Raw genomic sequence first — 19,050 nt, 5'->3', positions numbered from 1 at the left:
ACTTACGGCAAATTTTGGGCCGTGCCGGTTCGGTCCCCCCTGCGCAAGCAGGTTGAGCCGGCTTCCCTTTCTCCCCCTTGGGTCCAGCTGGGCCCAAGGGGGTTTTTACCCGGTATCATGGTCCCCGGTAATTTTATTGGTGTGACCGGACCCTGATGCCACTGGGATGCGTGTGTTGTTGCGCTCTCATACCTGCGGCAGTTGCCGGTGTGCTTGACCTGTTCCCCCCTTTCCCCTCGCCGGGAAAGGGTTTTTTCATGGCCGCTCGGCGGCGGGGGTTCTGCGCCTTCGCACCAAAGCTGTGCGGCGGGCGCTGCTATGCACAGCCTGCTTTGGCGCTTATCTTGGCCTTCTGAAACGGAGGCTCCGATGACCGATACCCAATTGCCCGCCACAACCCAGATCGGCCATATCCACCTGAAAGTGGCGGATATTGACCGCGCCTTGGCCTTTTACCACGGGGTTCTGGGCTTTGAGGTGCAGCAACGCTATGGCGATCAGGCGGTGTTTCTGGGCGCGGGCGGGTATCACCACCATATCGCGCTGAACACATGGGAAAGCCTTGGCGGCGACCCGCCACCCCCCGGCCATACCGGGCTGTATCACACCGCCATTCTGCTGCCCGACCGCGCCAGCCTTGCCGCTGCTGTCAAACGGGTGCTGGCCGCCGGGATCACGCTGGACGGTGCGGCCGATCATGGCGTGTCAGAAGCCGTCTATCTCACAGACCCCGATGGCAACGGCGTCGAACTTTACCGCGACCGCCCCCGCGCTGACTGGCCACGGGATGCAAACGGCGCGTTGAAGATGGGAAACTGGCGGCTGGACCTTGCAGCCCTGCTGGCCGAGGCGGGCTGAGCCAAGGGTGCCTTGACACAAGCGGCCAGCCCGCCTAACCACCGCGGCTTTGCAGCATGGCACGGGGCACCCAATGAAACAGAACGCGCAGGTCTGTGGCGTCGATTTCGGCACCTCAAATTCCACCGTTTCGGTGCTGGACGCAGGCCAATCCCGTCTGATCCCGCTGGAAGGCAGCGCTGTCACCTTGCCCTCTGCGGTGTTCTGGGACAGTGACGGTGCCGCGCCGCTGTTCGGACGCGCAGCGATTGCGGCCTATATCGGGGGCGAAGATGGCCGCCTGATGCGCGGGTTGAAAAGCACGCTCGGCTCCTCCCTGATCCATGAGAAAACCCGCGTCGGCAATCGCGCCTTGGCCTTTACCGAGATTTTGGGCCGCTTTTTCGGCCATATGCGCGCCAAGCTGGAGGTAGCGCAGCCCGGCACCCGCCACGCCGTTCTGGGCCGGCCCGTGCATTTTGTCGATGACGACCCCGAAGGCGACCGCGCCGCGCAAGATGTGCTGGCCGACATCGCGCGCAGTGTCGGTTTCGATCACGTCGAATTTCAATATGAACCCGTCGCCGCCGCGCTGCATTATGAGGCCACGGTTCAAACCGAAGAACTTGTGCTGATCGTCGATATCGGCGGCGGCACTTCGGATTTTTCGATCCTGCGGGTGTCGCCGAAACAGCGCAGCCGCGCCGAACGCGACAGCGACATTTTGGCAAGCCACGGTATCCGCGTCGGCGGCACGGATTTTGACAGGTTGTTGTCGCTGGCGCAGGTGATGCCGGTTCTGGGGCTGGGCTCCTTGATCAACAAGGGCAAGACGCCGATGCCTTTGCATTACTACCATGACCTTGCCACATGGCACCGCATCAACTTCCTCTATGCCGGACGCGCGCTGACCGAGTTGCGGCAAATCCGCTATGACGCGGCAGAGCCTGCGCTGCTGGATCGCCTGATCCGGGTGCTTGAGGAACGGCGCGGCCACTCCATCGCCATGGCGGTAGAGGCGGCCAAGATCATGCTGACCGACACGCTTGCTACGCCCATCCATCTGGCCGATGTGATCGGGGTGGACAGCGGGGCCAGCCGCGCGATGTTCGAAGCCGCAGTGGAAAAGCCGGTGGACCGGATTGCCGGGGCGATTGATGTCGTTCTGGCCCAAGCCGGGTTGCGCCCCGATCAAATCGGCACCGTGTTCATGACCGGCGGGTCGTCCAGCTTGCCCGTGTTGCACCAGCTTGTGCGCGCGCATCTGCCAGCTGCACGGGTTGCCACAGGCGATATGCTGGGCAGCGTTGGCACCGGGCTTGCGCTGGATGCCGCCAGGCGCTTTGCTTAAGGCGTTTTCAGCCCGCCCTTTTTCAACCGTTTGGAATTGGCGCGGGTGGCGCGGCGCATCGGTGCAATCGCGGCGGCGGTAATCTCATCGGGGGATCCGCCGCGCATCGTCACGCGGCCCGCATCCGTGGCAGACCGCACCATCGCTTCGACCTTTTCGGTGACCATCCGGGTATTTTCTTGCGGCGAGACCTGCCAAAGCCCCATCATGCCCATCAGCCGCATGGAGATGACGGCCTGCGCCTCCATCAGCATCATGCTCATTTGCATCACATTCTTGATCGGGTCGGCGGAAGAGCTGCGCTTGGCCATAGTGGGATTCCTGTGTCGGTTCAGGAAAGCCTATAACATGCTGCACCGCAGAAAAGGGGAATATAAAGGTAAATTGCCCCCTCCGCGACAAATAAACCACCGGTTCACAGAATGACGACCGCGGCGGGGAATTTTGCGTTCGGCATTTCCGCCGCTGGTTGAAGGCCATATCCCGCGCCACCCGGCCAGATCGGCTTGCAAGGGCTGGACCATGGGCGGGCGCGGTGGTTAACTCTGCGCTATCGGGCAGGAAAGGGCAGTCCATGGCATTCGGCAAGAATATCCGCACCTATTTTGAGGGCAAATGGCATGACGGCGATGTGCCGGTGATGCGCGCATCGGATCATGGCATGTGGCAAGGCTCTTCCATCTTTGACGGGGCGCGGCAGTTTGATGGCGTGGTGCCCGATCTGGCAAAACACTGCGCGCGGGCCAATGCCTCGGCCCAGGCGCTGATGATTACCCCAACGCTGGACCCCGCCGAGATGGAAGCGATCATCCGCGACGGCTTGCGCGCCTATGGCGCGGGGCAGGCGGTCTATGTGCGCCCGATGTATTGGGCGCTGGACGGGTCTGACCTTGGGGTCGCGCCGAAAATCGGCGCCACCGGCTTTGCCATCGCGCTGGAGGAGGTGCCGATGCCAGACCCCGAGGCCGCGACCACGCTGACGCGCACCCGTTTCCGCCGCCCGGTGCTGGAAGATAACGTATGCAACGCCAAGGCAGGCTGCCTTTACCCCAACAATGCCCGGATGCTGGTAGAGGCGAATTCCAAGGGCTTTGGCAATGCCTTGGTCGCTGATGCGATGGGCAATGTGGCCGAAACCGCAACGGCCAATGTGTTCATGGTGCGCGATGGCGTGCTGTTCACGCCCATCGCCAATGGCACCTTTCTGTCCGGCATCACCCGCGCCCGCCACATCGCCAACCTGCGCGCCGACGGGCTGGAGGTGGTGGAAACCGTCCTGAGCTTTGAGGATTTCCATGCGGCGGATGAGGTGTTTCTTTCCGGCAACTTTGCCAAGGTAACACCTGTAAAAGCCTTTGATGACACGCAATATGCAATTGGCCCCGTGACACGCAGGGCCCGCAGCCTGTATTGGGATTGGGCGCATAGCGCAGGTTCCTAACCGCCAGAGGCCCCCCGATGTTCCAGAACGATCGCCCGGTTTTCGTGTTTCACACCCGCTTCGGCTTTCCGGTGGAGATCCGGCAATCCATCGTCATGCTGGCGATGTTCTTTGTGCTGTTTTCCTTGGGCACGGTGCAGGGCGCGATTGATGCGCTGGTCATGGTCGCGCTGATCCTGCTGTCAATTTTCCTGCATGAAATGGGCCACGCCTGGGGGTGCCGCGTGCAAGGCGTGCAGGTGCGCCGCGTGGTGATCTTTGGTGGCGGCGGGTTTTGCGAACACCGCCCCAGCAGCTATAAGCAGGATGAGCTGATCGTGGCGATGGGCCCGATTGTGAACCTTGTGCTGTGGGCGCTGGCCTCGATGGCGTCAAACTGGGCGGCAGCGACCTTGGACGACACCGCGCAGTTTTGGCAGTATGAGCTGGCCTATTGGGTCGATACATTCGGATTTCTGAACCTTGCCCTGTTCTTTTTCAACATGGTGCCGGTGCAGCCGTTGGATGGCGGCAAATTGTTTCACCTTTTGCTGCGCCGTCTGATGCCACCTTTGGCCGCGCTGCGGATCACCGGGGCCGTGGGCTTGGTGTTTTCGGTGCTGTGGTGGCCCGGTCTGGTATTCTTGTTCATGACAACCGGCTGGCTTTTGTTCTTTATCCCGTCCTTCAAACAGCATCTGGCGATGATGCGCGGTGAACGGACGGCCTGATTTCCCCACGGGCAGGGCGGGCCAGAGCGCTTGCCAATCGGGGGCCAGATACGCCATGATCTGCGGGCAAATGCGGGGGATATGATGCGCAAGTTTATGGTGGTGCTGGATGACAGCCGCGAATGTCTGAACGCAATGCGTTTTGCCGCGCTACGGGCGGCGCATACCGGGGCAGGGGTGCAGATTCTGTCGGTTATCCCGCCAGAGGAGTATCAGCATTGGATGGGCGTGGCCGATCTGATGCGGGCCGAGGCGCGGGAGCGGATCGAGGCGCATTTTGAGGTGTTCGCCAAATGGATGCGCGACAAGCAAGGGGTGAACCCCGAACTGGTAATCCGCGAAGGGGACCCGCTGGTCGAGATCTTGGCGCAGGTGCGCGACGACCCCGAAATCGGGATTCTGGTTCTGGGTGCAGGCAATGACAAATCCGGCCCCGGCCCGCTGGTGACAGCGCTTAGCCGCAGTTCGGGCGGGTTGCCGGTGCCGATCACGATTGTGCCGGGCGATATGTCCAAGGAACGGCTTGAAAAGATCACCTGATCCGCTTGTGGCCAAGCGCTTTAGGTATTTTTGCCAAGATGAAATCAGGCGCGGCGCAGGGATGGTTCAGGGCGGCGGCATGCCTTCAGGGGCTGTCAGGCTCAGCTTCAGGCCGGGTTTGACGGTGACGCCTTCGGCAAAGCTGCCGCTGGCCCATTCCACCGCAAAGCCAAGCTGCGGGATATAGTCGAACTTTGCGATGTAATCCTCGGTGTTGCTGACCATGCGGGCCAGAACCGGCAAGGTATCGTAGCTGCAATCGCCAAAGGCCACCGGGCGCGGCAGGCCCACGCTGACAAACATCACAGGTTGCTCGGGGTCGTCATTCACCTGCACCGGGCTGTGAAAGGCAAGCCCGGCGCTGGGCTCTGGCAGGTTGCCGGTTGGCAGCGCATAGGTCATGCGGGCAAGGCTGTCGGGCATGGTTTCGCCTTGATAGGCGGTGCCCTCTTGCAACTGGTAAATGCCGAACATGGTTGTCGCCAGATAGCTGAACACAAAGTCCTTCATCGGAAAGCTTTCCACCAGCACATGTCCCTGCGGGTCGCTGCGGTAGCGGATGGATTCGCTGCTGTCCGAGGTGAGATATACCCCGCTTGTCAGGTCGGCTTTGCTGGTCGGGCAATCGGCAAGCCCGAACCCCGGCAAGGCAAGGGCGAGGCAGGTCAAAAACGTGGCGCGCATGGCATAGTCCTTTGGCTCAATAGCCGCAGCCTAATCTCGCGCGCCCGGCACTGGCAACAGGGTCGCGACCGTTACAGCATCAAACCCAGCTTGCGCCCATCATGAAAGGCATAGGGTGCTGTGCGCGGGGCGGTGCAATCGCCGATCCGGTGCAGGCTGTGGCCCGGCAAGGTTTCGGGGAAAGGGTCAAAGGCCTGATTGGTGGTTGCCATCACAAGCGCGGATGCGGCGATGGTTTCCTCCTCTCCCGTCAGAAAGCTGCGCAGGGTGATGCCATTGCCATGCCAGCGTATGATGCAATGTTCGGTGATCAGGCGCGCGCCCGCCTTGGCCAACCGCTGCCGCGCGGGCATATCGGCCGAAGTGCGGGCGATTTCCTTGCCGACAAAGGCATCCGGCGTCACATGGATCACCCGCTTTCCCTGTTCGGCCAGATGCCAGCTTGTGCCGACCCCGCGCCAATTGCCGCCTTCGTCATAGACCACAACCGTATCGCCCAGCTTGGCCTCGCGCCGCATCACCTGTTCCGGGGCGTAAACATGGCCGTTTTCCACCCCCGGCAAGGTCGTAGGCGCGGGGTTCCACCGCTGGCGGCCAGACTCGTCGGGTAAGGAGCCTGTGGCGATGATCGTATGATCGGCGGCGGGCAGGTCTTCGGCCTCAACGTATGAATTCAGATGCAGCGTCACGCCGAGTTTGGTGAACTGGCGTTCGTACCAATCCATCAGGTCAAGGATCTGCGCGCGGCGCGGCTGCATCCCGGCCAGTCGGAACTGCCCACCGATCTGCGCGCTGGCCTCATGGATATGGACGCGGTGGCCACGTTCTGCCGCCACCCGCGCGGCCTCCAACCCGGCCGGTCCTGCGCCGATGATAAGGATGTCCTTGGGGCTTTCAGCCTTGGCAAAGGGTTCCGAGCCCCATTCCCATTCGCGCCCCGCCGAGGGATTGATGAGGCAGGAAATCCAGTAGTCCCGCGACCGCCGCCCCCAACACATCTGATTGCAGGAAATGCAGCCGCGCACATCTTCGGCCCGCCCTTCGGCGGTCTTTCGCGCCAAGTGCGGATCGGCGATCTGCCCCCGCACGATCGACACCAGATCCGCCTGCCCCGAAGCGATCACATTTTCGGCGTTCTCTGGCGTGCGAATATGCGCCTCCGACGTGATCTTGGCATGGGTGACGGCGGCTTTCAGATGCTCTGTCACCGGCGCTGTCAGCTTTTCCGGGAACAGGAAGGTCGGCATCAGGCGTTCAAAATCCAGATAGCCACCATGGCCGCAGGTCACATAATCGACATCGCCGCTGGCATCATGCAGGGCCACAATCTCGCACAGGGATTCAGTGGAGAGCATGACATCGTAACTGTCGGAGGTGGACACCGCGAGCCCGATGATGAAATCTTCGCCGCAGGTTTTGCGAATACCCTCAATGATGCGGCGCGACAGCCGGGTGCGGTTTTCCAAACTACCACCCCATTGGTCGGTGCGGGTGTTGGACCAAGGCGTCCAGAACTGATCGAGCAGTGAGTGATAGGCCGCCCAAACCTCGACGCCTTGAAAGCCGGCTTCCCGGCATCGGCGGGCGGCAGCGATATGGGCCGCGATCAACTCCTCGATCTCGGCCTCTGTCACGGCATGAGAGCCGTCACTGTCATGATACGACGGATGGCCCGAGGGCGACCAATGCGGGGCGAATGACAGATCGGAATCGCCATGCGCGCCGATGTGGTAAAGTTGCTGCAAGATGACGGCCCCCGCATCGCGGACAGGTTCGGTTATGGCGCGGAAATGCGGGATGATGGCATCAGACGCATGACGGAAATTGCCACGTGTCAGCACCCCAGTGCGATGCACAGGCATCGGCTCCGCCACGATCATCGCGGCCCCCCCTTGGGCGCGTTCCAACATATACGCACCGAATTGCGCGCCCGGCAAACCATCCTTTGACATATTCGCCGTGTGCGCCCCAAAAACGATCCGATTGCGCAGGCTGTGGCCTCGCAGTTGCAAAGGGGACAAAAGCTTTGGGTGTTGGGTCATGGCAGCCTCCGACGTTCCGGCAAGCTTAGACCTGAGCGGTGATCATGGGTGAGTCGGCCTTGCGACAACTCAATGTCAGATAGCGCCACATCCTTCGGGAAGGCGGGGCCGCCGGGGCGGGCATCGAACCCGCCCCGGCGGCATTTCCATGGAATGCTAAGATCGGTCGTCAAATCACATAGTGGCACCAAGCGGTGCTGTGGAAGCCTTCGGCGAGGATATTTAGAAATAGATGAAAATGGCAGCGCGCCATCGCTTTCTTTTCGGCAAAAATATCCCCGCCGGAGGCTCCAACCCTCGCCAGAGGAGAATTTGCCGGTTCAAGCGCCGCGGCAGCGCTATTGAAAGGGGTTCGATGCCCCTTTCAATAGCTCCCCCCTTTTCACTCGGCGTCAGAATCCCAGCCGGATATCGCTTTGGCTTCCAAGAACTCCTCTAACCCCCAATGCCCGCCTTCGCGTGCTCGGCCCGAGGCTTTGACGCCCCCGAAGGGCGAGCCCGCGCCGCGGCTTTTGCCGTTCATCTCGACCATGCCAGACCGCAAGCGGCGGGCGAGGCGGTTGCGGCGTGGGCCGTCGCCGGACTGGACGTAATTCGTCAGCCCGTAGGGGGTATCATTGGCGATACGCACTGCATCTTCTTCCGTTTCAAACGGGATGATCGACAGCACGGGGCCAAAGATTTCCTCGCGTTCGATTGTCATGCCGGGTTTCACATCGGCAAACACGGTCGGGCGCACATAGAAGCCCTTGTTCATCCCCTCCGGCAGGCCGGGGCCACCCGCGACCAGCCGCGCACCTTCATCAATGCCTTTCTGGATATAGCCTTGAATCTGATCCCATTGGCGGCGGTTCACCACCGGGCCGATATGGCGTCCTTCCTGGTCTGCGGGGCCGACCTTGATGCCATTTGCGACCTCTGCCGCAATTTCCACGGCCTTGTCATAAATGCTGCGTTCCACCAGCATCCGGCTGGGCGCGTTGCAGCTTTGGCCGGAGTTGTTCATCATATGCAGCACGCCGCGTTTTACGGCCTTTTCATCGGCATCGGCAAAGATCAGGTTCGCGCCTTTCCCGCCCAGTTCCAGCGTCACCCGTTTCAGCGTCTCTGCCGCCGCGACCGAAATCGCACGGCCAGCGCGGGTCGACCCGGTGAAGGAAATCATTTCCACATCCGGGTGGCTGGAAAGCTGCGACCCGACCCCCATGCCATCGCCGTTCACAAGGTTGAATACCCCGGCAGGCACGCCTGCATCATGGCAAAACTCGGCAAAGAGCATCGAGGACAGCGGGCTTTCCTCTGACGGTTTCAGCACGCAGGTGCAGCCTGCCAGCAGCGCCGGGATCACCTTCAGCGTGACCTGATTCATCGGCCAGTTCCACGGCGTTATCAGCCCCACGACGCCAATCGGCTCCATCGCGATACGGTCATTGGGGGCGTGTGGGCCCAGCGGGCGCACCCATTCCATTTCGTCAAAGGCGGTCAGAAAGTTTTGCAAATGCCACGGCAGGCAAGGCGCCTGATCGCTGCGCGCCATATCAATCGGGGCGCCCATTTCAATGCTGATCGCTTGCGCCATCTCTTCGGCCCGCGCCTCATACTGCGCGAGAATACCGGCGACCACACGCCGCCGCTCTGCCGGGGGTGTCACCGACCAGCTGTCAAACGCCGCTTTTGCGGCGGCCACGGCGGCATCGGTATCGGCCTTGTCGCCCAGCGAGATGACGGCGCAAACCTCCTCATTCGAGGGGTTGATCACATTGCAATCCCGTGGCGCAGCAGGGGCGACCCATTTGCCGTTGATGTAGAATTGGCGTTTGTCGAGCATGCTAGCCTCCGAATACAGGTTCGGGTGCAAGGTGGCACCGGAACGGCGGACCTGCAAGGCCTGCGCGTGTGGGAAAACGGTTTGCCTTATCCCAACGCTGCGGAAGGCGGTTTTCTTTTGCGGCCAATCTGTCGCAGGGGGGTGCAAACATGCGAAACATCGCATATGTCAAGGCCAACGCAAACAAACCGGAGACTACAATGTCAGTGCGCATCAACGATCTCGCCCCCGATTTTACCGCCGAAAGCACGGCAGGGACCATCAAGTTCCATGACTGGGTCGGTGACAGCTATGCCATCATCTTTAGCCATCCGCGCGATTTCACCCCGGTGTGCACAACCGAATTTGGCGCGGTCGCCCAACTTGCCCCGGAATTTGCCAAGCGCAACACCAAGGTGATGGGTGTATCGGTCGATTCGGTGGAAGAGCATGTGAAATGGAAAAAAGACATTGCCGCCGTTGCCGGTGCGCCTGCCGATTTCCCGATCATCGACGATACCTCGCTGACCGTGTCCAAAGCCTTTGACATGCTGCCCGCCGATTACTACCTGCCCGGCGCGAACCGCACGCCTGCCAACACGGCCACCGTGCGCAGCGTCTATATCATCGGGCCGGACAAGAAGGTCCGCCTGACCATGACCTATCCGATGAGCGTGGGTCGCAACTTTGCCGAAATTCTGCGTGCATTGGATGCGGTGCAAGCCACAGATGGTGTTGCCATTGCCACACCGGCCAACTGGATGCCGGGCGAAGATGTGATCGTGGCCCTGTCGCTGGACGACAAAGCCGCCGAAGAAAAATTCGGCAAGCTGGATATCAAGCTGCCGTATCTGCGCTACGCCAAAGCGCCGAAGTAAAGAAGCGAAAAGGCCCTCGACACAGGCGGGGGCCTTTTTTATTTGCGCGTTAGGTGCCGTCGCCCCACCCTTGGCCCGATGCCCTGCACCAGCAACCGGATGATGCGGCGGATTTGATCGGGGTCATAGGGGTGGCCCGCCAGAACCGTGATCATCGCTTGCGCATAAATGCCCAGCAGCAGCATCGACATGAAATCGGCATCTTCATCGTTGCGAACAAAGCCTTGCATTTGCCCCAGCGCAATCGTGTCGCGCACGATCCGCTGAAAGCTTGGCCTACCCTCAGGCGGGGCCAATCCGGGTCGTTTTTTCGGGGCAAGGGCAAGGGGGGCGATATTGGGATTGGCGATACACCAGCCTGCACTGTCCAGCAAAATGGTTTCAAGCAGGTGCAGCGCATCCTCTCCGCCATCAATCCGGGCGCGGTAAAGCGGTTCGGCCATCGCTTCATTCCGGGCGATCAGGTCTTCGGCAAGCGCCTCTTTTGAGGTGAACAGATTATAGACCGTCTTGCGTGTCAGCCCCGCACGTTTGGCGATATCGGCAACGCGGGTCGCGTCATAGCCCAGATCCCCAAACACAGCATAGGCAGCATCAAGGATCTGGCTGCGCGATCTGTCTTTTCGGCCTTCGTCTGACAAAGCCGCTCCGTTCCGCCATGGCCCAATTTCGGCAGATTGCGCTTTTGCCGGTGCAACCGCAAGCATTTACACTCTTGTATAATTTATACACGAGTATAAATTTGATCCGGCAATCTGTTGCGTGATCGAAAGGGGCGGCGATGCTGACCAAATTCGGGCCAGAGATCTGGCTGGCTGAGGGGCCAAAGCTGACGGCGGCGCTGGGTTTTTGCTATCCAACCCGCATGGCCGTGATCCGCTTGCCGCAGGGCGGGCTGTTTATCTGGTCGCCTGTCGCGCTTTCGGACGGGCTTGCAGCAGCGCTGTCCGCACTTGGGCCGTTGCAGCATGTGGTGGCCCCCAATGCGCTACATGACAGCTTTCTGACCGAATGGCGCACGGCCTATCCGGGCGCTGCTTTTCACGCCGCGCCAAAACTTTCGCAGGCCCGCCCCGATATCCCCTTTGCGACTGAATTGACCGATGCGCCTCTTGCTGATTGGCAGGGGGCGCTGGATCAGGTGGTGTTTTGGGGCAATGCCATCACAACCGAGGTCGTGTTCTTCCACCGCGCCAGCGGCACGGCTATTTTCACCGACCTGCTACAGCAATTGCCGCGCGACTGGTTCAGCGGGTGGCGCCGCCTTGTCGCCAGGCTGGACCTGATGACCGAAGCGTCGCCTGCCGTTCCGCGCAAATTCCGGCTGGCCTTTCGCGACAGGCCCGCCGCTCGCAAAGCAGCGGCACAGGTTTTGGCATGGCAGCCAGAGCGTTTGATTATCGCCCATGGCCCGCCGCTGCAAACGGGGGCCACGCCGGTCTTGCGCCAGGCGTTTCGCTGGCTTGGCGCGGGTCTGGCCTGAATGGCGGCGCAGGTCGACCCCACGGCAAAGACGGCGGCTTACCGCTTTGTCAAAGCCATCCCCGATACGGTCACGGGCCTGCGCATGATGCATCTGATGGCCTATGCCACGGGTTGGAAAGTGCCGAAAGGCATGATCAATCAGCGGGTTCAGGTGCCGCGACGCGGCGGCGGCACCATCCGCACCGAGGTTCTGCGCCCCAAACAGGCCGAGGGCCGCCTGCCCATCCTGCTGCATCTGCACGGTGGCGGCTATGCAATCGGCACGCCGCAGCAGGACTATGCGCTTTTTGCCCGGCTTATGGCCACGCGGCCCTGCGTGATCATTGCCCCCCACTATCGCCGCGCGTTGCAGGCCGCGTTTTCCGCAGCGCTGGACGATTGCCGCGATGTCCTGCACTGGGCTGCGCAACATGCCGAACAGCTTGGCGGTAGCGCCGACCAGATCATGGTGATGGGCCAAAGCGCGGGGGGCGGGTTGGCAGCCGCGCTCTGCCTTCTGGTCCGCGATCAGGGTGGGCCGCGCATTGCCTGCCAATTCCCGATTGCCGCGATGCTGGATGATCGTTGCACCGGCACCGGCGCAGATCCGTCTACCCTGACATGGAGCCTTGCCAAGAACCGTCTGGCGTGGGGCCTTTATCTTGGGGGCGGCGCAGCCAGCGCCTATGCCGCGCCCGCCCGCGCCGCCGATTTGTCTGGCCTGCCGCCCGCTGTGGGCATGGTGGGCGATTGCGATTTGTTTTGCCCTGAGAATACGCTTTATTTTGACCGTTTGCGCGCCGCTGGTGTCGCCACCGCGTTTCAGATCACCCCCGGTGCCTATCACGGGGCAGAGGTGTTCGCCCCCCGCTCTGCACCCGGTCAACGTGCCTTGGCCTATCTCTGCGCCCGTTTCGCAGAGGCGGTGGATGGAAAGCTGGGCTAAGCCGACCATCTTTCGCAAAGGGAACGAAACCCGCCCCGTCGCGTTATATCCGCAAGCCCACGCAAAGGAGTAAGCGCGATGAAAGACCTGAAAGCAGAGTTCTGGGACCGGATGGAGGACGTGCGCACCGGCATGCTTGGCCTCAAGGGCAAGGGGCGGCTTGTCGCCATGTCGCCCCGTGTCGATGATGATATACCGGGGAAAATCTGGTTCATCACGGCGCAAGGCACCGATCTGGCCCAAGGTGTCGCCGCAGGCCCCTGCGAGGCGCAGCTTGTTATCGCCGACAATGACCAAGGCCTTTATGCCGATATTGACGGCACGCTGGCCCTTTCTGCCGACCGCGAAGCGCTGGATGAGGTGTGGAGCTTTGTCGCCGATAGCTGGTTCGAAGGCGGCAAAGCCGACCCCGATGTCCGCCTTCTGTGCTTCACCCCGCGTGAGGCATAACTGTCGCTGACCACCACCAGCAGCCTGAGCTTTTTCTACGAATTGGCCAAGGCAAAGCTGAGCGATGAAAAACCGGATGTGGGCGATCAGGGGGTCGTGGTGTTTTAAACCGTTCATTTGGGGCCAATGCCTTGACGCAAATCCTCGCAAGCCTTAGCGCTTGCGAGACCCGTCAGAAAGTGGCTGCGAATGTCCCATTCCCCTTACGAAAATCGGCCAGCGCTTACGCCAGAAACCGCCAAGCGCTGGGCTCCGGCCTGCACCGAATATTTCCAGTCTTATCAGGACGGCGTCTTTGATGCGGCAAGCTACACACCATTGGTTCTGCCGGTTCAGGACATATACGAAAGCAAAGATCACCCCGATCTGGTGATCGGCTACGCGGGCGTGGATGGGATCTGTTTTTGTTTCCGCGAAGGGCAGGCGGGCCTTTGGGCCTTTTACGGAATGGAAGATAGGCACAGTCTGCTCGCCCCCAGCATCGAGGCGTTTCTGACCGGCTGGCACGCGGGCAAGATCACGCTGTAAAGGCAGGCCCCCGTTGATGCCACGCCTTGCACGCGGAATTGGCGGGATGGAACGCGTGTTCGCCGCGCCCGCAGCCCCAGCCATCGCGCGCCCCTTCCCAAACGGCCCGTTTTCCTGTATGCGCGCCACATCTGTGACGTGAGGCCTGCCCCCGGCCACATGCAAAGGATAGGGGGCGGCGGCAATGGGGCCGCTATGCAACGGGGGGCCCGGAACGCCGGGATGCCTCCATATAGGAAACGATGAATGTTTAATGTAACCAAAAAATCGATCGAATGGGGCGGTGAAACGCTCACGCTGGAAACGGGTAAAGTGGCCCGTCAGGCTGATGGTTCGGTCATCGCCACGCTGGGCGAAACCTCTGTCATGGCCAACGTGACCTTTGCGAAATCGCAAAAGCCGGGCCAGGACTTCTTCCCTCTGACAGTTCACTACCAAGAGCGGTATTACGCTGCTGGTAAAGTTCCGGGTGGCTTCTTCAAGCGCGAAGCGCGGCCGTCGGAAAAAGAAACCCTGACCTCGCGCCTGATCGACCGTCCGATCCGCCCGCTGTTCGTCGATGGGTTTAAAAACGAAGTTCTGGTGATCTGCACGGTTCTGTCGCACGATCTGGAAAATGAGCCGGACGTGCTGGCGATGATCGCAGCCTCTGCGGCGCTGACGATTTCCGGCGCGCCCTTCATGGGCCCGATTGCCGGTGCGCGTGTTGGTTTTGTCGATGGCGAATATGTGCTGAACCCGTCCTGCGACGACATGATGAACCTGCGCAACAACCCCGAGCAGCGGCTCGATCTGGTTGTGGCAGGCACCAAAGACGCCGTGATGATGGTGGAATCCGAAGCCTATGAGCTGTCGGAAGCCGAAATGCTGGGTGCGGTGAAATTCGCGCATGACAGCATCCAGCCCGTGATCGACCTGATCATGGATTTCGCAGAAGAGTGCGCGGAAGAACCCTTTGATTTCACCCCGCCGGATTACTCGGAGCTTTATGCCCGCGTGAAAGCCGCTGGTGAAAAAGACATGCGCGCCGCCTTCGCCATCCGCGACAAGCAAGAGCGCACCACCGCAATCTCTGCCGCTGTTGACGCGATCAAGGCCGCGTTGTCGGAAGAAGATCTTGCCGACGACAACCTTGGCGCCGCGATCAAGAAGCTGGAAGCAAGCGTGCTGCGCGGCGATATCATCAACGGCGCACCGCGCATTGATGGCCGTGATACCACCACCATCCGCCCGATCGTGTCGGAAACCGGTATCCTGCCGCGCACCCATGGGTCGGCGCTTTTCACCCGTGGCGAAACCCAAGGTCTGGTTGTCACCACTTTGGGCACCGGCGAGGATGAGCAGTTCATTGACGCGCTGACTGGCACGTCGAAGTCGAACTTCCTGCTGCACTATAACTTCCCCCCCTATTCGGTGGGCGAAGTGGGCCGCTTTGGCCCCCCCGGCCGTCGTGAGATTGGTCACGGCAAGCTGGCATGGCGCGCGCTTCAGGCCGTTCTGCCTGCGGCAACTGATTTCCCCTACACCATCCGCGTGGTGTCCGAGATCACGGAATCCAACGGTTCCTCCTCGATGGCATCGGTTTGCGGTGGCTCCTTGTCCATGATGGATGCAGGCGTGCCGCTGAAAGCCCCGGTTGCTGGCGTGGCGATGGGTCTGATTCTGGAAGAGGATGGCAAGTTCGCGATCCTGTCCGATATCCTGGGTGACGAAGATCACCTTGGCGATATGGACTTCAAGGTGGCTGGCACCGAAAACGGCATCACCAGCCTTCAGATGGACATCAAGGTTGCAGGCATCACACCCGCGATCATGGAAAAAGCGCTGGCACAGGCCAAGGATGGCCGGATGCACATTCTTGGCGAAATGGCCAAGGCGTTGACCTCGGCACAGGCGTTCAGCGCTTATGCACCGAAGATCGAAACCATGACCGTGCCCACCGACAAGATCCGTGAAGTGATCGGTTCGGGTGGCAAGGTGATCCGCGAGATCGTCGAAGTGTCGGGTGCCAAGGTTGATATCAACGATGATGGCGTGATCAAGATCGCATCCAACAACGCCGATGCGATCAAGAAGGCCTATGACATGATCTGGTCGATCGTGGCAGAGCCGGAAGAAGGCAAGGTTTACACCGGTAAGGTTGTGAAACTGGTCGATTTCGGCGCCTTCGTGAACTTCTTTGGCAAGCGTGACGGTTTGGTCCATGTGTCCCAAATCGCCAACAAGCGTTTGCAGCACCCGAATGAGGCGCTGAAAGAAGGTCAGGAAGTGAAAGTAAAGCTGCTGGGCTTTGACGATCGCGGCAAGGTTCGCCTGGGCATGAAGATGGTGGACCAGGAAACCGGCGAAGAGATCACCGAGGCTGCTGCCGAAGCGTGATCTTTCGGGATTAATGGAAAAGGCCCCGGTGGAAACGCCGGGGCCTTTTTCGTATCCGGCGGAATGCCTACGGCATAAGCCTTTTTGGTAAGAAGGGGGGTGCTGCCCCCTACATTGCATTGCGCTGCAATGCAATGACCCCCGGGATATTTTTGAATAGATGAAATGAGGGTGGTTCTGTTTGCGTTGCGGATTTCGTAGGGTTGCAGGCGGAAGATGGGGGCGGGAATGATTATCAAGCGGTTCACCAAAGGCGATGCGGAAAGCGTGGCCGAGTATTCCGACTGTGAGGCCTATCGCTATGCCCTGACGCGGGTTTGGGATGTGGAGGGGGGCAAGATTGCGTTTGTGATGTTGAACCCTTCGACCGCGACCGAGGTGCAGAATGACCCGACGGTGGAACGCTGCGAGCGGCGGGCGCGGGCTTTGGGCTATGGTGCGTTTCGGGTGGTGAATATCTTTGCCTATCGGGCCACGGACCCGCGGGTGATGCGGGCGCAGGCGGACCCGGTGGGCGCGGGCAATGATGCGGCGATTTTGGCGGCGGCGGCATGGGCGGACCGGTTGGTTTGCGCATGGGGCAGCCATGGTGCCCATCTAGACCGGGGTGTGGCGGTGGAGGGCTTGTTGCGGCCCTTGGGGGTGCCGCTCTATCAGTTGGGTCTGACGAAATTTGGACAGCCAAAGCATCCGCTTTATATTGCCTATGACAGACAACCCGAGCCGTGGGTTTAAGGCCCTGGGTCTGCACCCCTGAGGAGGTTTAGAATGGCCGAGATCGCCGGGTTTAAGCGGATGATGGTCGACTGTGGTGATCTGCGCCTGTCGGTGCAGGTGGCGGGGCAGGGGCAACCGTTGATCTGTTTGCACGGCTATCCGCAGAACGGGATGTGTTGGGCCAAGGTGGCCCCGCAACTGGCGCAGGCCTTTCAGGTCATCATCCCTGATTTGCGCGGCTATGGGCAAAGCGATGCGCCCGCCGATGATGCCGGGCATCACGCCTATTCCAAGCGGCAGATGGCCCGCGATATTGCGGGTTTGATGGCGGCGCTGTCGATCCCGCAAGCCATGGTTCTGGGGCATGACCGGGGTGCGCGCGTGGCTTATCGGCTGGCGTTGGATCATCCGGCTTTGGTGTCACGGCTGGGGATCATCGAGATTGCACCCACGGCTGATTATTGGGCAGCATGGGGGGCAGAGATGGCGATGGCAGCCTATCACTGGACCTTTCTGGCCCAGCCTGCGCCTTTGCCAGAGCGGATGATCAATGCCGATCCGGTTGCCTATGTCGATTGGACCTTGGCGAGTTGGACACTGTCCAAATCGCTGGAGGTTTTTCCGGCGGAAGCGCTGGAAAGCTATCGTGCCCAAGCGCGCGACCCGGCGCGGGTTCATGCCATGTGCGCGGATTACCGGGCCGGGGCCTTTACCGACCGGCGCCATGATGAAGAAGATCGCAATGCAGGCCGCCGCATTACAGCCCCGTTGCATTTTCTGTATGGGCACCATGGCTTTCCCGCGCGCACCGGCGACCCTGCGCAAATCTGGCGCAACTGGGCCACGGAGGTGACTTCTGCAGTCTGTGAAAGTGGGCATTTCGTCATGGAGGAAAACCCGGCGGCAGTTCTTTCGGCCTTTCTGCCGTTTTTTCAAAACGGCAGGGGTTAGCGGTTTACAGGCTGTTAGACGGCAGCAAGGTCAGCGCATCAAGGCTGAGGCCCGCCCCATTTGCAATGGTGGCCAGAGCGATGCCGTCCAGCAGCACCGTGGCATCATCCGACCCTTCTTCCGTCACGAGTTCCACCAGCGGATTGGGATGTGCGGCTGCATCATAAAGCACCACGATGTCATCCTCGTCCGGGTTGTAATCGGTGATATGTGCATATTCCCCTTCACCGATCCAGTCGCCGATGGTGAAAGTATCAGCACCCATGCCGCCATGGGCATAATCGCCCGCGCCGATCATCAGGGTATCGTCACCTTCGCCACCATTCAGGAAGTCGACATCATCGCCGCTGGGATCGTTCGGGTCGAACCCCCAAAGCGTGTCATTGCCGTTGTTGCCGTCCAGCGTGTCTGACCCGGTCGCGCCGTGCAGCGCATCATTGCCGAAACCGCCTGCCAGCCAGTCATCCCCATTACCACCATCCAGCGTATCGTCACCGGAACCGCCCAGAAGTGTGTCGTCTCCATCATCACCGTAAATGGCATCATCATCCATATGGCCGGTGAGTGAATCATTCCCGGCACCGCCACGCATGGCATCATCGCCATCATGGCCGCGCATGACGTCATTATCATCCCCGCCCGAAACGGTATCATTGCCCGCCCCGCCGTCGATGTAATCTTCGCCCGAACCGCCTTCGATCAAATCGTCACCATCACGCCCACCAAGCAAATCATTACCTGCACCACCAACAACGGTATCTGCTCCGGCGTTTCCAGTCAAAACATCATCGCCATCCTCACCCGTCAGCTCGATATCTACTGGCGGAGGCGGCGGAATATCACTGCTTTCGGTTTCAGGATCGGGCGTTGCAGAAGGGTCTGGCACGTCAACATGCGCGGTGGGGATGTAAGACGGCATCACCATATGCAGCAGGTCGACAGCCTCCTCGGCGTCGCCATCCGCGTCCGTGGTCTGATCCGTCGCATCCTCATTGTCAGTTTCGTCGCCGTTTGCTTTTTGCGTAGCTGCCAAAAAGCCATCTGCGACAAAGCCGCCGAAAAGCGCACCAAATAAACCCAAAAGTCCCAGCACGGCGATTGCCCTTTCGATTACAGACAAAATCTTCGTCTCGCGCGTTAACCAATTTTGCTGTTAACGATTTGACGTGATTGTATTTATCCGCCTTTATCATGGCACAAAAATGCTGCCAAAGCTAGTGTTCTGAGTCTGACGCTTGTTACCGATTTCCGCGAATTTCATCGAGTTTGTCCAGCGCGCGGCGTTCGCGGGTAAGGATGTCTTGCGCCGACTTTGTCCAGACGAA

Annotated in this window: 19 protein-coding genes; 13 read left to right on the top strand and 6 right to left on the bottom strand. The window is 60.6% G+C overall.

The genetic code is table 11. The annotated features are described in order from the left end of the window. Nucleotides 1-369: 369 nt before the first annotated feature. Nucleotides 370-858: a VOC family protein gene (locus tag EGN72_RS04435; protein ID WP_127045443.1), complete on the top strand. Its 489-nt coding sequence runs from the start codon at nucleotides 370-372 to the stop codon at nucleotides 856-858. Between the two features lie 73 nt (nucleotides 859-931). After that, nucleotides 932-2,188: an Hsp70 family protein gene (locus tag EGN72_RS04430; protein ID WP_127045442.1), complete on the top strand. Its 1,257-nt coding sequence runs from the start codon at nucleotides 932-934 to the stop codon at nucleotides 2,186-2,188. On the opposite strand, the gene EGN72_RS04425 is transcribed toward EGN72_RS04430, so the two are convergent. Continuing rightward, the gene (locus EGN72_RS04425) at nucleotides 2,185-2,499 is read right to left on the bottom strand and encodes an antifreeze protein (RefSeq protein ID WP_127045441.1); all 315 of its coding nucleotides are present in this window, start codon (nucleotides 2,497-2,499) and stop codon (nucleotides 2,185-2,187) included. The genes EGN72_RS04430 and EGN72_RS04425 overlap by 4 nt on opposite strands. A 263-nt stretch (nucleotides 2,500-2,762) precedes the next feature. Here EGN72_RS04425 and EGN72_RS04420 point away from each other — a divergent pair, with 263 nt between their 5' ends. The 3 genes from EGN72_RS04420 (at nucleotide 2,763) to EGN72_RS04410 (ending at nucleotide 4,879) form a co-directional block, all read left to right on the top strand. After that, entirely contained in the window at nucleotides 2,763-3,629 is an 867-nt protein-coding gene (locus EGN72_RS04420) for a branched-chain amino acid aminotransferase (RefSeq protein ID WP_127045440.1), read from the top strand. A 17-nt stretch (nucleotides 3,630-3,646) separates the two neighbouring features. After that, nucleotides 3,647-4,339 (top strand): site-2 protease family protein, encoded by a 693-nt coding sequence (locus tag EGN72_RS04415; RefSeq protein WP_127045439.1) that lies wholly within the window; start codon nucleotides 3,647-3,649, stop codon nucleotides 4,337-4,339. 84 nt (nucleotides 4,340-4,423) lie between these two features. After that, entirely contained in the window at nucleotides 4,424-4,879 is a 456-nt protein-coding gene (locus EGN72_RS04410; protein WP_127045481.1) for a universal stress protein, read from the top strand. Nucleotides 4,880-4,945: 66 nt separating this feature from the next. Here the strand turns inward: EGN72_RS04410 and EGN72_RS04405 are convergent, their stop codons facing one another. The 3 genes from EGN72_RS04405 to EGN72_RS04395 form a co-directional block, all read right to left on the bottom strand. Next, nucleotides 4,946-5,563, bottom strand: a complete 618-nt coding sequence (locus tag EGN72_RS04405) for a hypothetical protein (RefSeq protein WP_127045438.1) — start codon at nucleotides 5,561-5,563, stop codon at nucleotides 4,946-4,948. Between the two features lie 71 nt (nucleotides 5,564-5,634). Next, the gene (locus EGN72_RS04400) at nucleotides 5,635-7,605 is read right to left on the bottom strand and encodes an FAD-dependent oxidoreductase (RefSeq protein WP_127045437.1); all 1,971 of its coding nucleotides are present in this window, start codon (nucleotides 7,603-7,605) and stop codon (nucleotides 5,635-5,637) included. Between the two features lie 382 nt (nucleotides 7,606-7,987). After that, the gene (locus EGN72_RS04395) at nucleotides 7,988-9,433 is read right to left on the bottom strand and encodes an aldehyde dehydrogenase family protein (RefSeq protein ID WP_127045436.1); all 1,446 of its coding nucleotides are present in this window, start codon (nucleotides 9,431-9,433) and stop codon (nucleotides 7,988-7,990) included. A gap of 200 nt (nucleotides 9,434-9,633) precedes the next feature. On the opposite strand from EGN72_RS04395, the gene EGN72_RS04390 reads away from it, so the two are divergent. Further along, nucleotides 9,634-10,290, top strand: coding sequence for a peroxiredoxin (locus tag EGN72_RS04390; RefSeq protein ID WP_127045435.1), 657 nt, complete (start codon nucleotides 9,634-9,636; stop codon nucleotides 10,288-10,290). Nucleotides 10,291-10,328: 38 nt separating this feature from the next. Here EGN72_RS04390 and EGN72_RS04385 read toward each other — a convergent pair whose 3' ends face one another. Continuing rightward, complete coding sequence (locus EGN72_RS04385) at nucleotides 10,329-10,997, bottom strand: TetR/AcrR family transcriptional regulator (RefSeq protein WP_233587027.1); 669 nt, start codon at nucleotides 10,995-10,997, stop codon at nucleotides 10,329-10,331. A gap of 74 nt (nucleotides 10,998-11,071) precedes the next feature. Here EGN72_RS04385 and EGN72_RS04380 point away from each other — a divergent pair, with 74 nt between their 5' ends. From EGN72_RS04380 to EGN72_RS04350, 7 genes are all read left to right on the top strand, one after another. Next, the gene (locus EGN72_RS04380) at nucleotides 11,072-11,773 is read left to right on the top strand and encodes a DUF4336 domain-containing protein (RefSeq protein WP_127045434.1); all 702 of its coding nucleotides are present in this window, start codon (nucleotides 11,072-11,074) and stop codon (nucleotides 11,771-11,773) included. Beyond that, nucleotides 11,774-12,700: an alpha/beta hydrolase gene (locus EGN72_RS04375; RefSeq protein WP_127045433.1), complete on the top strand. Its 927-nt coding sequence runs from the start codon at nucleotides 11,774-11,776 to the stop codon at nucleotides 12,698-12,700. A gap of 78 nt (nucleotides 12,701-12,778) precedes the next feature. Continuing rightward, nucleotides 12,779-13,150, top strand: a complete 372-nt coding sequence (locus tag EGN72_RS04370; protein WP_233587026.1) for a pyridoxamine 5'-phosphate oxidase family protein — start codon at nucleotides 12,779-12,781, stop codon at nucleotides 13,148-13,150. A gap of 189 nt (nucleotides 13,151-13,339) precedes the next feature. Beyond that, entirely contained in the window at nucleotides 13,340-13,678 is a 339-nt protein-coding gene (locus tag EGN72_RS04365; protein WP_127045432.1) for a hypothetical protein, read from the top strand. A gap of 246 nt (nucleotides 13,679-13,924) precedes the next feature. After that, nucleotides 13,925-16,057 (top strand): polyribonucleotide nucleotidyltransferase, encoded by a 2,133-nt coding sequence (gene pnp, locus EGN72_RS04360; protein ID WP_127045431.1) that lies wholly within the window; start codon nucleotides 13,925-13,927, stop codon nucleotides 16,055-16,057. A 228-nt stretch (nucleotides 16,058-16,285) separates the two neighbouring features. Beyond that, on the top strand, nucleotides 16,286-16,792 hold the full coding sequence (locus EGN72_RS04355; protein ID WP_127045430.1) for a DUF1643 domain-containing protein: 507 nt from the start codon (nucleotides 16,286-16,288) through the stop codon (nucleotides 16,790-16,792). Between the two features lie 33 nt (nucleotides 16,793-16,825). Beyond that, entirely contained in the window at nucleotides 16,826-17,725 is a 900-nt protein-coding gene (locus tag EGN72_RS04350) for an alpha/beta fold hydrolase (RefSeq protein ID WP_233587025.1), read from the top strand. A gap of 4 nt (nucleotides 17,726-17,729) precedes the next feature. On the opposite strand, the gene EGN72_RS04345 is transcribed toward EGN72_RS04350, so the two are convergent. Then, the gene (locus EGN72_RS04345) at nucleotides 17,730-18,818 is read right to left on the bottom strand and encodes a calcium-binding protein (protein ID WP_127045429.1); all 1,089 of its coding nucleotides are present in this window, start codon (nucleotides 18,816-18,818) and stop codon (nucleotides 17,730-17,732) included. Between the last annotated feature and the right edge of the window lie 232 nt (nucleotides 18,819-19,050).

It is taken from the genome of Pseudorhodobacter sp. E13 (genome assembly GCF_003991405.1).
Taxonomy (GTDB): Bacteria; Pseudomonadota; Alphaproteobacteria; order Rhodobacterales; family Rhodobacteraceae; genus Pseudorhodobacter.
The sequence above is the reverse complement of the archived record's forward strand: the minus strand, read 5'-3'. Positions and strand labels throughout refer to the sequence as shown.